The sequence below is a fragment of the Kitasatospora sp. NPDC029312 genome (assembly GCF_055569215.1).
Genome location: NZ_JBVHXY010000064.1, coordinates 1 through 14,296, shown reverse-complemented (window position 1 = coordinate 14,296; position 14,296 = coordinate 1). Strand labels below are relative to the sequence as shown.

The window sequence follows — 14,296 nt, the reverse complement described above, 5'->3', positions numbered from 1 at the left end:
CGCATCGCCCCCGCGCACCGGGGCCGCCCCGGCGGGGCCGCGGCCGCCGGCCCCGCACCCGCCGGGCCGCCCGCCGCGGTGCTCGCGGTGGGCGGCCCGGTCGCGCTCCCGTGCCGGCGGTCAGCCCAGCAGCCGCGACCAGAACCGGGCCCAGCGTCCGCGCGGCTTCTCGGGCCCGGGCACCGGGGGCGTCCCGGCCGGCTCGGCGTGCGCCGGGTAGCCGGGGGCGTGCTGCCAGGGCTGGTCGGCGGAGGCCACCCGGCCCTCGCGCATGATCCGGACGGTGTGGCCACCACACCCGGGGCAGGTCGGCTTGAGCAGCGGAGACGGTACCCGGACACCGTTGGCGTGGTACTCGAACACGACGTGGCCGTCCTTGGCGACGTGGTGCTCGATGTCGTACGCCTGCTCCCAGCCGTACCCGCAGCGCAGGCAGGCGAAGGCGTAGGCCTCCCGTACGGTCTCGACGGGAGTGTGCGGCCGCCCGGACAGCCCGGGTGCGCTCAGTGCGTTGCCACTGCGGGGGCTACCGATCGTGTCGCTCATAGCCTTCTCCCAGTGCCCGTCGGGCGCTCGCCCGGCTGGGTCTTTCCATTCCAGGAAATGCCCGGACCGCCCCGGCCGATGCCCCGCTTGTGAAGACTTGGATGCGGGTTGGGAAGTCCTATACGAAGGGCCTCCCAGCGTGCTTCAACCACGACCGAAACTTCAGCTCAGTGGGTGTTTACCAGGGCCTCACTCCAAGGTACGACTCCCCGCCCGCCCCGCAACCCCCCTAATTCACCCCTTTTTCGGAGCCTCGTTCAGGGCGTCCTTCTTGGCCGCGACGACCGCGTCGAAGACGTCCCGCTTGGGCACGGAGAGTTCCGCCGCGACGGCCGCGATGGCCTCCTTGCGCCGTTCCCCGGCCTCCTCCCGGAGGGTGACCAGCCGGGCCAGTTCGGCCGGGGTCAACTCCTGGGGCGCGGCCGGGGGGGCGCCCGCCACCACGACGGTGATCTCGCCCCTGACCCCGTCGGCCGCCCAGGCCGCCAGCTCGCCGATCGGCCCGCGCTTGACCTCCTCGTAGGTCTTGGTGAGCTCGCGGCACACGGCGGCCGGGCGCTCGGGTCCGAACGCCTCGGCCATCGCGGCCAGCGCCTCGGCGATCCGGTGCGGCGCCTCGAAGAAGACCATGGTGCGCGGCTCGGCCGCGATCGAGGCCAGCTGCCGGGCCCGGTCCCCGGTCTTGCGCGGCAGGAAGCCCTCGAAGGTGAACCGGTCGACCGGCAGCCCGGACAGCGCGAGCGCGGTGAGCACGGCGGACGGCCCGGGGACGGCGGTGACCTTCACCTCCGCCGCGACGGCCGCCGCCACCAGCCGGTAGCCGGGGTCGGACACCGAGGGCATCCCGGCGTCGGTGACCAGCAGCACCCGGGCGCCGCCGAGCAGCGCCTCGACCAGCTCGGGGGTGCGGGCGACCTCGTTGCCCTCGAAGTAGGAGAGGACCCGCCCGGCCGGGGTCACCCCGAGCGCCTGGGTGAGCCGGCGCAGCCGCCGGGTGTCCTCGGCCGCGATGACGTCCGCCGTGGCGAGTTCGGTGAGCAGCCGGGGCGGGGCGTCCGAGACGTCGCCGATGGGGGTGCCTGCGAGAACGAGTACTCCTGTCACGGGCCCCATCCTTGCAGCTCCACCACCCCCGGGGCTTTTGGTGACGATTCGGGCAGCTTCCGAGGGACCGCTCACCCGTGCGAAGAGCGCCCCTACGATGTGGCGGATGAACGGCGACACGGCGGCGCAGACGCCCACTGGTACGGACCACTCCGCGCACGGCGGTGTCGGCCTGCCGTCCCCCCGCCCGTCCCCGGCCGCGCCGGCCGGGGACGCGTCGCCCCGGGAGACGGCTCCGGTTTGGCGGGAGCGCCTGGCCCGCCACGGCTACCGCCCGCGCCCGAGCGCGACGCTCACCGAGCGCCTGGTCCCGCCGATGCCGGACGGCCCGGGGGTGACCACCCGGGACGTCCCGCAGTCGCCGCTGCTGCTGCGGCTGGGCGTCCGGCTGCCGCAGGGCCTCTGGTACGTCCTGTGCCGCTGGTCCGGCTGGCTGGGCCCGATCGCGGTGGCGGTGTTCGCCGGGCTGCTGCGGTTCACGAACCTGGGGCAGCCGCACGCGATCGTCTTCGACGAGACGTACTACGCCAAGGACGCCTACGCGCTCTGGCACGGCGGCTACGAGATCAGCTGGCCGGAGGACGCCAACACGACGATCATGACGCCGGGCGCGACCGTCCCGTACCGCCCGACCCCCTCGTACGTGGTGCACCCGCCGGTCGGCAAGTGGATCATCGGTGCGGGCGAGCAGCTGTTCGGGATGAACCCCTTCGGCTGGCGCTTCGCGGTGGCACTGCTCGGCACCCTGTCGGTGCTGATGCTGGCCCGGATCGCCCGCCGGATGTTCCGCTCGACGCTGCTGGGCTGTGTGGCCGGTCTGCTGCTCTCGGTGGACGGCCTGCACCTGGTGCTCAGCCGGGCGGCGCTGCTCGACCTGGTGGTGATGTTCTGGATGCTCGCCGCCTTCGGCTTCCTGCTGCTGGACCGCGACCGCACCCGGGCCCGGCTGGCGGCCCGGCTGGGCGGGGTCGCGGATCCGTGGGCGGCCCAGCGGCTCAACCTGGGCTGGCGCCCGTACCGGATCGCGGCCGGCGTCTGCGTCGGCCTGACCTGCGCCACCAAGTGGAGCGGCCTGTACGTGGCGGCGGCCTTCGGCGTGATGACCGTGCTGTGGGACGTCGGCGCCCGCCGGCTGGCGGGGGCGCCGCGCCCGTACCTGGCGGTGCTCGCCCGGGACGTGGTGCCGGCCTTCGTGTCGGTCGTGGTGGTCTCGGTGGCCGTCTACCTCGCCTCCTGGTGGGGCTGGTTCGCCAGCAGCACCGCTCCCGGCCAGGGCGGCTGGGGCCGGGACTGGGCGGTCGGCCGCTCCACCGACTACCCGTGGATACCCGAGGGCCTGCGCGCCCTGTGGCACTACCACTCGACGGTGTACGAGTTCCACACCCATCTGAGCGACCCCCACACCTACCAGTCCAACCCGTGGTCCTGGCTGGTGCTGGGCCGCCCGGTCTCCTTCTACTACGAGTCCCCGAAGTTCGGCCAGGCCGGCTGCACGGCCGCCGACTGCGCCCGCGAGGTGCTGGGCATCGGCACGCCGCTGCTGTGGTGGACGGCCGTGGTGGCGCTGGTCTACTGCTTGTGGCGCTGGGCGTTCCGGCGGGACTGGCGGGCCGGCGCCCTGCTGTGCGGCCTGGCGGCCGGCTACCTGCCGTGGTTCCTCTACCAGCAGCGGACGATCTTCCTCTTCTACGCGGTGGTCTTCGTCCCGTTCCTGGTGCTCGCGGTGACGATGCTGCTCGGCGCCCTGATCGGGCCGCCCGGCGCCTCCCGGGACCGCCGGATCATCGGCGCGACGACGGCCGGGCTGCTGGTGCTGCTGATCGTCTGGAACTTCCTCTACTTCTTCCCGCTGTTCACCGGGCAGACCATCCCGCTGGACGACTGGCGCGGCCGGATGTGGTTCAACAGCTGGATCTGAGCCGCGCCCGGATCCCGGGCCGCCCGCCCGCACATGACCCGCCCACACACGACACGCCCGAACCGTCCGTACGCGGCGCACGAGACGTACCAGATCCGTCACAAGTCCCGGGCATTTCGTCGGCGCACCGTTCCGCCCTGCCTAGGGTGGGCGGGTACCGCGTTTCCGGCCTCCGGCCGGTTGCGCCCGGCCGCGAGACCCCTGGGGGACCTGCACCATGCGCAGTGGCGCGAAGATCGGCATCATCACCGGCGTGTCCATCGTCGTCCTGGCGGGCGGCGGCTACGGCGCCTACAGCCTGATGGGCGGCTCGGACTCCGGGTCCTCCGACGGCAAGAAGGCCCGGACGGTGGTCGCCGAACCGCCCTCCGCCGACCAGGCCGCGAACGGTGCGAAGGACTTCCTGGCGGCCTGGGCGTCCGGCGACATCGCCAAGGCCGCCTCGCTGACCGACGACCCGGCCACCGCCACCACCGCGCTGACGGCCTTCAAGGACTCGGTGAAGCCGAGCGCGCTGACCCTGACCCCGGCCGGCCCCGCCACCCCGCAGGCCTTCGCCTCCGCCACCGGCACGCCCACCCCGGCCAAGCCCACCGGCGCGGCCTCGGCGGCCCCGTCCGCGACCGGCACCCCGGGGGCCACCGACTCGCCGTCCGCCTCCCCCGGGCCGACCGGCGTGCTGATGGGCTTCAAGGCGCGGGCCGAGTTCGAGGGCACCAGCCGGGTCTGGGACTACAACGGCTTCCTGAACGTCGTGAAGATGAGCGACAACACCCCGGCCGTGCACTGGGCGCCCTCGGTGATCCACCCGCACCTGTCCGGCAACGATACGATCGCCACCCAGCAGGTCTTCGCCCCGCCGTCCACCGTGGTCGACCGCAACGGCAAGCCGCTGCAGGGCGCCTCGCTCACCCCGGCGCTGATGGCCAGCCTCCAGGACAACGCCCGCAAGCTGCTGCCGCCGGACCCGAACAAGGACCAGGACGCGGGCAGCGCCGTGGTGATCACCGACCCGGCCGGCAAGACCGCCCCGGACAAGCTGTTCACCATCGTCGAGCCGAAGCCCGGCAAGCCCTTCAAGGTCACCATCGACAACACCGTCCAGGCCGCCGCCGAGAAGGCGATGACCGACCTGGGCGGCAAGTCCGGCTCCATCGTCGCGGTCGAGCCGAGCACCGGGCAGGTGCTGGCCTTCGCCAACGCGCCGGCCACCGGCCAGAACCGGGCCTTCACCGGCCTGCTCGCGCCCGGCTCGACGATGAAGATCGTCACCTCGACGGCCCTGCTGGAGGCCGGGATCAACCCGGACACCGTGGTGGCCTGCCCGGAGAAGAGCAGCAACCCGGTGGCCATCCCGAACGACTTTCCCGGTGCCTTCCCGAACAACACCCTCCAGCAGGATTTCATGGTGTCCTGCAACACGGCCTTCATCAACCAGGGCCTGACCAGCCTCAAGCCCGAGACGCTGGCCGCCACCGCCAAGGACGTGTACGGCGTCGGCCTGGAGTGGAAGACCGGCCTGCCGAACGCCGACGGCAAGGTGCCGCCCACTCCGGGCAGCAAGGACGAGCAGGCCATGAACTACATCGGCCAGGGCAAGGTCCAGATGAACCCGCTGGCCATCGCCTCGATCACCGCGACCGTCCAGAGCGGCGCGTTCAAGCAGCCGATCCTCGTCGCCGGTCTGCCGCAGCAGCAGGCGGCCCGCCAGATCGCGCCGGACGTCGCCGCCAAGCTGCGCGCGATGATGAACGCCACCGCCGTCGGCGGCACGGCCAAGGACGTGATGACCGGGATCACCGACAACGCGGGCGCCAAGACCGGTTCCGCCGAGGTGCAGGGCGCGTCCACCACCAACAGCTGGTTCACGGCCTTCCGCGGCAACCTCGCGGTCGCCGCCGAGGTCCAGGGCGGCGGCCACGGCGTCGACGCGGCCGGCCCGGCGGTCGCCTCGCTGCTCAAGGCGGCCGGCAACCACTGAGCCCGAGTCTCCCGGAGCCCGTTCGACCGCCCGGGTCGGACGGGCTCCGGCCGTCCGGCCCTCGGCGCCCCCGCCCGGCCGGGCCGTCAGCGCCTGTCCGCCGTCCGGCTCCTCGGCGCCCCGGCCCTCAGTGCCCAGCCCCTTCAGCGCCGCGGCAGCACCGGCTGGGGCGCGTTCCGCAAGCGGGTCGGAACCGGTCGGCGGCTGCTCCAGCGGCGGGCTGCCAGCCGGGGCCAGATCACCAGGACGGCCGGCAGCGCCAGGTACCCGAACCGCCCGGCCGGGGCGAGCGTGAAGGCGATCGCCAGGCCCGCCGCCAGCAGGTCGGCGGCCGCGATGGCGGAGACCGGCGGCCGGGCCAGCAGCCAGATCGCCACCCCGACCAGGGCCACCGTCATCAGCGCCAGCGAGATCGAGTGCCCGGTGGGCCCGAAGCCGGCCAGCACCTTGCCGGGCAGCGGGCTGCCCGCCGGGGTCCGGATCTTGGTCATCCCGAGCGGGAAGCGCACCACCTGGTCGCGCAGCTGGTTCGGCTGGGTCAGGACGGACGGCAGGATCACCGCCGCGCTCACCCCGACCCCGATCAGCGCGGTGCGGGCGGCGGGCCGGCGCCCGTACAGCCGCCAGAGCAGCAGGACGGCCACCGGCAGCGCGGGCCAGGCGGTCCATTTGAGGCTGCAGGCCAGGGCGAGCACCAGGCCGGCGGCGACGGTGCGGTCCCGCTCGGCGAGCGCCATGGCGAGGCAGCAGACCCCGATCAGCGGGAGGTCCACTCCGCCGACGGCCAGGGCGAGCGCTATCAGCGGCGAGGCGGTGAGGACGGCCAGCGGCAGCAGCGGCGCGCGGTCCCGGCTGGGCCGCAGCAGCCGCCAGGCGCACAGCAGGCAGACGACGAAGGTGAGGGCGAACCAGATACGGGCGTCCCCGGCGACCCTGGTGAAGGCGGTGGAGCTGCCGAGCAGCTGGCGCGGCAGCCCGAACAGGGCCATGGCCGGCAGGTACGGGTTGTAGTCGGTGACGACCACCGGGTGCGGCAGGTAGGCGTCACCGGTGGTGAGCAGCAGGTGGGCCGAGCGTTCGACCACCATCACCTCGGACTGGTGGCGTCCGGTCAGGGCGAGTAGTCCGAGGGGGGCGAGGACGGCGCCGGCGAGGCCGACCGCCGCAGCCGCCTGGGGGGCGTAGCGGCGCGGCAGGGTGAGGCAGAACAGCCCGGCCAGCAGGTAGGCGGGGGCTGCGACGAGGCCCCACAGCCGCTGGTTGGGCAGGTCGGAGACCAGGGGGAAGGTGGCGGCCCAGCCGGCCGCGATCAGGCAGCCGAGCAGCTGGACCGAGCGCAGCGAGGCGAGCCGGGCGGGATTCCACCGATCGAGCGTGGGCGGAAAGGTGCTTTCGCCACGCTGTCGGGGGAACGGCCGGGTGGAGAAACCCCGTGGGGGCCGTCCGGGTCTGGACGGCACTTCGGCGCTGACGGTCTGGGCCGGCGTTCTGGCGCGGCCGGTGAAGCGGCCGCGCGGGCGGGAGAAGCCGGGCGTGCGGGTGCTCACCATGGTGGAAGGTTATGGGTGCCGGACGGGCCCTGTCGCCATGGCATCCAGCCCCGATCCGGACGCTACGCGCGTAGGGCCGCCGGGGGTCGTACCCGTCGGCGGCCCTTCACGATTGGGTAACGGCCTGGTCAGCCGGTCGGACTGTCGACCGGGACGGCCTGCTGCTGGGTCTGCTCCAGCTTGGAGTGCTTGATGCTGTAGCCGAAGTAGACGACCACGGCGACGGCGAGGGCGATCCCGCCGGCCCGGAAGGTGTCGGCGTGCAGTCCGGTGATCAGGTAGACGCAGAAGGCGACGCTGACCAGCGGGACGACCGGGTAACCGGGCACCTTGAAGCCGCGCGGCAGGTCGGGCTGGGTGCGGCGCAGGACCATCACGCCGATGGAGACCACCGAGAAGGCGATCAGCGTGCCCAGGCTGGTGATGTCGGCCAGGATGTTCAGCGGGACGAAGGCGGCCAGCGCGCCCACGCCGACGCCCACCACGATGGTGTTCCAGACCGGGGTGCCGGTGCGCGGGGAGAGCTCGGCGAAGCGCTTGGGCAGCATGCCGTCGCGGCCCATCGAGTACAGGATGCGGGTCTGGCCGTAGATCACCACGATGGTGATGCTGAAGATCGAGATGATCGCGCCGATCGCGAAGACGATCGCGGGCCAGCTCTGGCCGGTGATGTCCTGGAGGATCTGGGCGAGCCCCGCCTCCTGGCCGTCGAACTTGTTCCACGGCTGGGCGCCGATGCCGGCCAGGGCGACCAGGATGTAGAGCAGGGTCACCACGACCAGCGAGATGATGATCGCCATCGGCAGGGTGCGGCGCGGATCCTTGACCTCCTCACCGGCGGTGGACACGGCGTCCAGGCCGATGAAGGAGAAGAAGATGCTGGACGCGGCGACCTGCACGCCGCCGATGCCGAGCGGCATGAACGGGGTCAGGTTGCCGGAGTGGAAGCCGGTGAGCGCGACGCCGACGAACAGCAGCAGGATCACGATCTTGATGCCGACCATGACCGCGTTGACCTTCACGGACTCGCTGACACCGCGGATCAGCAGGAAGCAGACCATCGCGACCAGCAGCAGCGCCGGCAGGTTGAACCAGTGGGTGCTGTCCGGCGCCGCGGACAACTGCTCGGGGATCTTGAACCCGAAAGACAGGTCGAGGAACTTGTTCAGGTACTCGGCCCAGCTCACGGCGATCGCGGAGGCGGAGACGCCGTACTCCATCAGCAGGCAGATGCCGACGCCGAAGGCGACGCCCTCGCCGAGGGTGGCGTAGGCGTAGGAGTACGAGGAGCCGGAGACCGGGATCGCGGAGGCCATCTCGGCGTAGCAGAGCGCGGTGAGTCCGGCGGTGACGGCGGCGATCACGAAGGAGAGGATGACGGCCGGGCCGGCCGCGGGGACGGCGGTGTTCAGCACGAAGAAGATGCCGGTGCCGATGGTGGCGCCGATGCCGATCGCGGACAGCTGCCAGAGCCCGATGGAGCGGCGGAGGTGGATGCCGGAGCGTCCGCCCTCCTCGGGCGCGCCGGCCGGGAGGCCGCTGTGGCCGTCGCTCTCCGCGATCAGGGACGATACGGGCTTGCGTCGCAGTAGACGCGCGCCAAGGGTGTTGCTGGCCAAGACCGCGATCCTTCTAGGCGGGGGAGGGTGTCCTAGTGGCCGGTCACCCGGGGCACTGGGGGGTGCCATCGGGGACCAACCGAACAAAGATGGGACAGTACCCCCCGAATGCACCAGTGTCGCAAACGAACAGTCTCGGACCGCGCATTGTACGAACCGTAGCACCGCAGATAACAAACCGGACACTTCGCACACGGCAGACTTCCCCGGGCGCAGGCTAAAAGGCCAGCTCAGCGCCCCTGCCGACGGCCTCAGCGGTCGAGCACCGCCCGCATCACCGACCGCGCGATCGGAGCGGCCAGCGCACCGCCGGAGACGTCCGAGGCATCGCTGTCCGCGACCACCACCGCCACCGCGACCGGCGGCACCGCGTCCGAGCCGGCCGGCTTGGCCCAGGAGACGAACCAGGCGTACGGCGTCCCGCTGTTGTCCACCCCGTGCTGGGCGGTGCCGGTCTTGCCGCCGACCACCGCCCCGGCGATCCGGGCGTTGCCGCCGGTGCCGTGCTCCACCACGTCGGTCATCAGCTTGCGCACCTGCCCGGCCACCGCCGGCGTCAGCGGCCGCTTGTACACGGCCGGCTTCATCAGCTCCACCACCGTGCCGTCGCCGCGGGTCAGCTTGTCCACAAGCTGTGGACGCATCACCGTCCCGTCGTTGGCGACCCCGGCCGCGACCATCGCCATCACCAGCGGGGTGGCCGCGGTGTCGAACTGCCCGATCGAGGACAGCGCCAGCTGCGAGGGGTTCATCCGGGTGTCGACGTTCGACCGGGCCGGGCGCACCGGCAGGTCCAGCTCCGGGTCGTTGAAGCCGAAGCCCTCGGCCGTCGCCACCATCCGCTCCAGCCCGGTCCGCACCCCGAGGTAGCCGAGTACGCTGTTGCAGCTGGCCGTCATCGCGGCGTCCAGCGACTGCCCGGGCTGGTCGCAGACGGCGCTGTCGTTGACCAGCGCGGTGGTCGTCCCGGGCATCACGTACGGGAAGGGCGCCTCGGTCGGCGCGTTCGGGTCGGTGACCACCCCGCTCGCGAGCGCGGCCGCGGCGGTGACCACCTTGAAGGCCGAACCCGGCGGGTAGGTCTGGCGCAGCGCCCGGTTGAGCATCGGCTGGTCGGGGTCGGCCTGCAGCCGGTTCCAGGCCGTCTGGTCGGCGCCGCCCGAGCCGGCGAAGTCGCCCGGGTCGTAGGAGGGCGTGCTGGCCAGCGCCAGGATCCGCCCGGTGGCCGGCTCGATCGCCGCCACCGCGCCCTTCTGGCGGCCGAGCCCGCTCATCGCGGCCTGCTGCGCGGCCCGGTCGATCGTGGTGTGCACGTCCCCGCCGGGGTTCTGCTTGCGGCTGATCGCGTCCCAGAGCGCCCAGCCGGTCAGCCGTCCGTCGGTGCCGGTCAGCAGGTCGTCCTCGGTGGCCTCCAGCTGGGTGGTCCCGTACGCCTGGGAGGCGAAGCCGGTGACGGCGGCGTAGGTCGGGCCGTCGGTGTAGGTGCGCTTGTACGCGTACCGCCCGCCGGTGGCCCGGGAGCCGGTGACGCTCTCGGCGCCGACCAGGATGTTCCCGCGCGGCTGGGCGTAGCGCTCGACGGTGAGCCGCTGGTTGGCGGTGTTGTGGTCGAGGCCCCCGGCCTGGAACACCTGCACCCGGGTGGCCTGCACGCACAGCGCCGCGACCAGCAGCACGCAGAAGGTCGCCGCCCGCCGCCCGGTGACCGAGATCCCGGGCAGGCCCTGGGGGCCGTTGCCCCTCCGTCGGATCCGCGCCATCACGCCCCCTCGGGGGCGGGCGGGGCGGGCCGCCGGGCGTCGTGACTCATGCGCACGAGCAGCGCGACGATGATCCAGTTGGTCACCACCGAGGAACCGCCCTGGGCGATGAACGGCATCGTCATCCCGGTCAGCGGGATCAGCGCGAGCACCCCGCCCGCCACCACGAACACCTGCAGGCCGACGATCGCCGCCAGTCCGATCGCCAGCAGCCGCCCGAACGGGTCACGCAGCGCGATGCCGGTCCGGAACCCGCGCGAGATCAGCACCGCGTACAGCAGGAACACCGCGATCAGCCCGGTCAGCCCGAGCTCCTCACCGATGGTGGCGAGGATGAAGTCCGACTTGGCGGCGAAGCCGATCAGCACCGAGTGCCCGTTGCCCAGCCCGGTGCCCAGCTCGCCGCCCCAGGCGACGGCGAACAGCGACTGGGCGAGCTGGTTGGCGCCCCTGCCCGCCGCGATCGAGCCCAGCGGGTCCAGCCAGTCCGACACCCGGCTGTGCACGTGCGGCGAGAGCCGACCGACCGTCACCGCGCCGACCGCCGCCAGGCCCAGGCCGATCGCGATCCAGCCGGTGCGCGCCGTGGCCACGTACAGCATCACCACGAAGAGGGCGAAGAACAGCAGCGAGGTGCCGAGGTCGGTCTCCAGCACCAGCACGCCGACGGAGGCCGCCCAGATCAGCAGCACCGGCCCGAGCACCCGCCCGCGCGGCAGCTGCCAGCGCCAGACCCGGCGGCCGGTGAGGGCCAGGGCGTCGCGGTGCACCGCCAGGTAGGCGGCGAAGAAGACGGCCAGCAGCACCTTGGCGAACTCCCCCGGCTGGAAGGAGACCGGCCCGGCCACGACCCAGATCCGCGAGCCGTACACCGGCGGGAAGAAGATCGGCAGCACCAGCAGGACCAGCGCCAGCAGCGCCCCCAGGTAGGCGTAGCGGCGCAGCCGCCGGTGGTCGCGCACCAGCAGCACCACGGCGATGAACAGCACCACCCCCAGGCCGGACCAGAGCAGCTGGGCCGAGGCGGCCGCCCGCCCCGGGGTGGCCCGGTCGAGCCGGTGGATCACCACCAGCCCGATCCCGTTGAGCAGCACGGCGATCGGCAGCAGCAGCGGGTCCGCGTACCGGGCCCGCCACCGGACGACGGCGTGCGCCGCCAGGGGCGGCAGGCCCAGCACGGCGGCGTAGCCCGCCGCGTCGGCCGGCACCGCGCCGTCCAGGTCGACGCCCACCTCGATGTAGCCGAACACGGCGGCCAGGACGGCGGTCAGCACCAGCAGCAGCTCGGTGGTGCGCCTGGTCGGCACCGACCGGGCCGGCCGGGCGGATCTCATCACGGCGGAGGGTGTCGCCACGAACCGTCCTGGGGGAGGCGGAGGAGGCCGGGTCCGGGCGCCGGTGCGGCGCACGCGCCCGATCCGTCACCCTAACGAGCACTGACCAGGTGCATCGGCTCTTCGCCCCGGTGTGTCCGCCATTGCCGGAATCAGCCGCCACGCCTCACGGCGCCCGCCGCCCGGCCAGGGCCGCCACCCCGGCACCGACCACGGCCAGCAGCGCCGTGGCGAGCAGCAGTTCGACCCAGGGCACGGCCACCTGCCCGGTCCGCGCGGCCGCCACCAGGGCGCGCACCGCTACGTTGGCCGGCGAGACCGGCGCCACCAGCGCCACCGCGGCCAAGCCAAGCGCCGCCAGGATCCCGTACGGCGAGCGGACCAGCACCGGGCGGTTGGCCAGTGCCCCGGCCACCACCCCGGACAGCACGCAGACCACCGAGGTCGACAGCCCGGCCAGCAGCGCCCGTCCGACGCCCGGATCCCGCTGGGCCCCCGAGTCGGCCACCGCCCCGCTGAGCCACCACAGCGCCGCCACCTGGCCCACCGCCAGCACCAGGGCCGCCGTCAGCGCCGCCAGCAGCGCGCCCAGGTGCACCCGCGCCGGGCCCGCCGCCGCGACCAGGCAGGCCCGCGCGGCCGGCGGTTCGGCGGTCAGCACGCCGCGCACGTACCAGGCGCTCACCGGCAACAGCACCCCCGCCCCGTAGCCCAGGCCGCCCAGCAGCGGATCACCCGCCGACACCCCGATCACCAGCAGCAGCGCGAACGCCAGGAACGGCGGCAGCCAGGCGTGCGAGCGCAGCAGCAGCTCCAGGTGGTACCGGGTCAGTGCCCCGACCTGTCTCACCGCCGCTCCCCCCGTCGACGCACCGCCAGCACCCGTACGGCCGGGCGGCCGAGCAGCAGGCTGCGCAGCAGCTCGTCCGAGTGCGCGGCCGGCACCGCCAGGCGCACCGCCGTCCCGTCCAGCGCGGTCAGCTCCGGCGCGCCGGGCAACCGCCGCGGCAGCGGGGCGCCCGCGGGGACGTCCACCTCGATCTCCATCACCGCCCCGCCCGGCACTCCGCCCACCGGCCCGTCGGCCACCGGCCCGTCAGCCACCGGCGTCACCTCGTCCGGCCGCAGCATGCCGTCCGCCCCGACCCGGTAGACCGCACTGGTCCGCCCGGCCAGCCGCGTCGGGTCGTGGTCGACGAACAACACCGCGCCGCCCGCCGCCGCCCGTTCTGCGGCCGCCTCGTCCAGCACCGCCCGGGCCTGCGGGTCCAGCCCGGTCCAGGCCTCGTCCAGCAGCAGCACCGGGGCCTCGGCGATCAGCGCCTGCGTCACCGCGACCTTCTGGCAGGTGCCCTTGGACAACCGGCTCAGCGGGGTGCCCGCACGGTCCGCGACGCCGAACCGCTCCATCCACTCCCCGGCCCGCCGCCGCGCCGTCGCCGCCGACAGCCCGTGCACCCGGCCCACCCGCACCAGGTAGGAGGCGGCGTCGAACGGAAGCGCCGGCGGAAAGCGCTCCGGCACGTACGCCGTGGCACCCGGCCGCACCACCCGGCCGGTGCTCGGCCGCTCGATCCCGGCCACCAGCCGCAGCAGCGTCGACTTGCCACTGCCGTTCGGCCCGGCGATCCGCACCAACTCCCCCGGCCCGACGGCTAGGTCGACGTCCCGCAGGATCCACCGCCCGCGCCGCCCGTACCGCTTGCCGACCGAGGTCAGCTCCATCACACCCGCCCCCGTGTCCGCGTCCCGCTGAAGGCTACCCGGCGCGGATAAGACCGGCGTCAGCCCCGCACGACCCAAGCGCCCGGCCCGAAAGCCGAGTTCGCACGCCGGCGGGCGGGTGCCCCGTCCGGTCCCGTGTGGCCTTGATGAACTGATGATCCCTAGGATCTGGCGGGTGACTACCGGACGACGACCGACCACCAGGCTCGGCAGCCTGCTGACCGCCCTGGCGATAACGGGCGCCACGCTGCTCCTCGGCCTGCCCGCCCATGCCGGCGAACCAACAGCCGGCGCCTCAGCCGCGCCCAAGGAGAACCCCAAGGTCGACCTGATCCTGGACGTCAGCGGTTCCATGACCGCCACCGACATCCAGGGCAAGAGCCGCATCTCGGTGGCCCAGCAGTCGCTGAACGAGGTGATCGACGCCCTTCCGCCGGAGACCGACTTCGGCATCCGCACCCTCGGCGCGACCTACCCCGGCAACGACAAGAACCTCGGCTGCCAGGACACCAAGCAGCTCTTCCCGGTCGGCAAGACCGACAAGGTCCAGGCCAAGACCGCGGTCGCCACCCTGCGGCCCACCGGCTGGACCCCGATCGGCCTGGCCCTGGGGGGGGGGGGGGGGGGGGGGGGAGGGGGGGGGGGAAGGCGGGGGGGGGGGGGGGGGGGGGGTGGGGGGGCTGGCGCCAGGATCGCTTTCTTCCCCCTCTCCCCCCCCCCCCCCCCCGCCGCGGGTTCCGGGTCACGGGCTCAGCCGGC

At 73.5% G+C, this 14,296-nt stretch carries 11 protein-coding genes; 3 read left to right on the top strand and 8 right to left on the bottom strand.

The window, feature by feature from the left end; genetic code table 11:
• Window positions 1–120: 120 nt before the first annotated feature.
• Entirely contained in the window at window positions 121–546 is a 426-nt protein-coding gene (locus tag ACZ4WV_RS33275; protein ID WP_465752475.1) for a hypothetical protein, read from the bottom strand.
• A gap of 234 nt (window positions 547–780) precedes the next feature.
• Entirely contained in the window at window positions 781–1,650 is an 870-nt protein-coding gene (gene rsmI, locus ACZ4WV_RS33270) for a 16S rRNA (cytidine(1402)-2'-O)-methyltransferase (RefSeq protein ID WP_465752473.1), read from the bottom strand.
• A gap of 106 nt (window positions 1,651–1,756) precedes the next feature.
• Between rsmI and ACZ4WV_RS33265 the strand changes: the two genes are divergently transcribed.
• Both ACZ4WV_RS33265 and ACZ4WV_RS33260 read left to right on the top strand, forming a co-directional pair.
• Window positions 1,757–3,568 (top strand): dolichyl-phosphate-mannose--protein mannosyltransferase, encoded by a 1,812-nt coding sequence (locus ACZ4WV_RS33265; protein ID WP_465752471.1) that lies wholly within the window; start codon window positions 1,757–1,759, stop codon window positions 3,566–3,568.
• Between the two features lie 217 nt (window positions 3,569–3,785).
• The gene (locus ACZ4WV_RS33260) at window positions 3,786–5,549 is read left to right on the top strand and encodes a penicillin-binding transpeptidase domain-containing protein (RefSeq protein ID WP_465752469.1); all 1,764 of its coding nucleotides are present in this window, start codon (window positions 3,786–3,788) and stop codon (window positions 5,547–5,549) included.
• Window positions 5,550–5,692: 143 nt separating this feature from the next.
• Here the strand turns inward: ACZ4WV_RS33260 and ACZ4WV_RS33255 are convergent, their stop codons facing one another.
• The 6 genes from ACZ4WV_RS33255 to ACZ4WV_RS33230 all read right to left on the bottom strand — a co-directional run bounded on the left by ACZ4WV_RS33255 (window position 5,693) and on the right by ACZ4WV_RS33230 (window position 13,537).
• On the bottom strand, window positions 5,693–7,099 hold the full coding sequence (locus tag ACZ4WV_RS33255; protein WP_465752467.1) for a glycosyltransferase 87 family protein: 1,407 nt from the start codon (window positions 7,097–7,099) through the stop codon (window positions 5,693–5,695).
• A gap of 128 nt (window positions 7,100–7,227) precedes the next feature.
• Window positions 7,228–8,787: an APC family permease gene (locus tag ACZ4WV_RS33250; protein WP_465752464.1), complete on the bottom strand. Its 1,560-nt coding sequence runs from the start codon at window positions 8,785–8,787 to the stop codon at window positions 7,228–7,230.
• Between the two features lie 182 nt (window positions 8,788–8,969).
• Entirely contained in the window at window positions 8,970–10,478 is a 1,509-nt protein-coding gene (locus tag ACZ4WV_RS33245) for a penicillin-binding transpeptidase domain-containing protein (RefSeq protein WP_465752462.1), read from the bottom strand.
• A complete protein-coding gene (locus ACZ4WV_RS33240) occupies window positions 10,478–11,812 on the bottom strand; it encodes an FtsW/RodA/SpoVE family cell cycle protein (protein ID WP_465752515.1) in 1,335 nt (444 codons plus the stop codon). The genes ACZ4WV_RS33245 and ACZ4WV_RS33240 overlap by 1 nt, the downstream gene beginning before the upstream one ends.
• A gap of 166 nt (window positions 11,813–11,978) precedes the next feature.
• Window positions 11,979–12,662, bottom strand: coding sequence for an ABC transporter (locus tag ACZ4WV_RS33235; protein ID WP_465752460.1), 684 nt, complete (start codon window positions 12,660–12,662; stop codon window positions 11,979–11,981).
• Window positions 12,659–13,537 carry an ATP-binding cassette domain-containing protein gene (locus tag ACZ4WV_RS33230; RefSeq protein WP_465752458.1) on the bottom strand — a complete coding sequence of 293 codons (879 nt, stop codon included), beginning with the start codon at window positions 13,535–13,537 and terminating at the stop codon, window positions 12,659–12,661. Before ACZ4WV_RS33230 ends, ACZ4WV_RS33235 begins: the two co-directional genes overlap by 4 nt.
• Before the next feature lie 175 nt (window positions 13,538–13,712).
• Between ACZ4WV_RS33230 and ACZ4WV_RS33225 the strand changes: the two genes are divergently transcribed.
• A partial coding sequence (locus tag ACZ4WV_RS33225) for a vWA domain-containing protein (RefSeq protein WP_465752456.1) occupies window positions 13,713–14,296 on the top strand: 584 nt, incomplete at its 3' end.

Coding starts and splice junctions, on each gene's coding strand:
- ACZ4WV_RS33275 (WP_465752475.1), bottom strand. CDS start 546: ATGAGCGACACGATCGGTAGCCCCCGCAGTGGCAACGCACTGAGCGCA.
- ACZ4WV_RS33260 (WP_465752469.1), top strand. CDS start 3,786: ATGCGCAGTGGCGCGAAGATCGGCATCATCACCGGCGTGTCCATCGTC.
- ACZ4WV_RS33245 (WP_465752462.1), bottom strand. CDS start 10,478: ATGGCGCGGATCCGACGGAGGGGCAACGGCCCCCAGGGCCTGCCCGGG.
- ACZ4WV_RS33265 (WP_465752471.1), top strand. CDS start 1,757: ATGAACGGCGACACGGCGGCGCAGACGCCCACTGGTACGGACCACTCC.
- ACZ4WV_RS33255 (WP_465752467.1), bottom strand. CDS start 7,099: ATGGTGAGCACCCGCACGCCCGGCTTCTCCCGCCCGCGCGGCCGCTTC.
- ACZ4WV_RS33240 (WP_465752515.1), bottom strand. CDS start 11,812: ATGAGATCCGCCCGGCCGGCCCGGTCGGTGCCGACCAGGCGCACCACC.
- ACZ4WV_RS33250 (WP_465752464.1), bottom strand. CDS start 8,787: ATGGCACCCCCCAGTGCCCCGGGTGACCGGCCACTAGGACACCCTCCC.
- ACZ4WV_RS33230 (WP_465752458.1), bottom strand. CDS start 13,537: ATGGAGCTGACCTCGGTCGGCAAGCGGTACGGGCGGCGCGGGCGGTGG.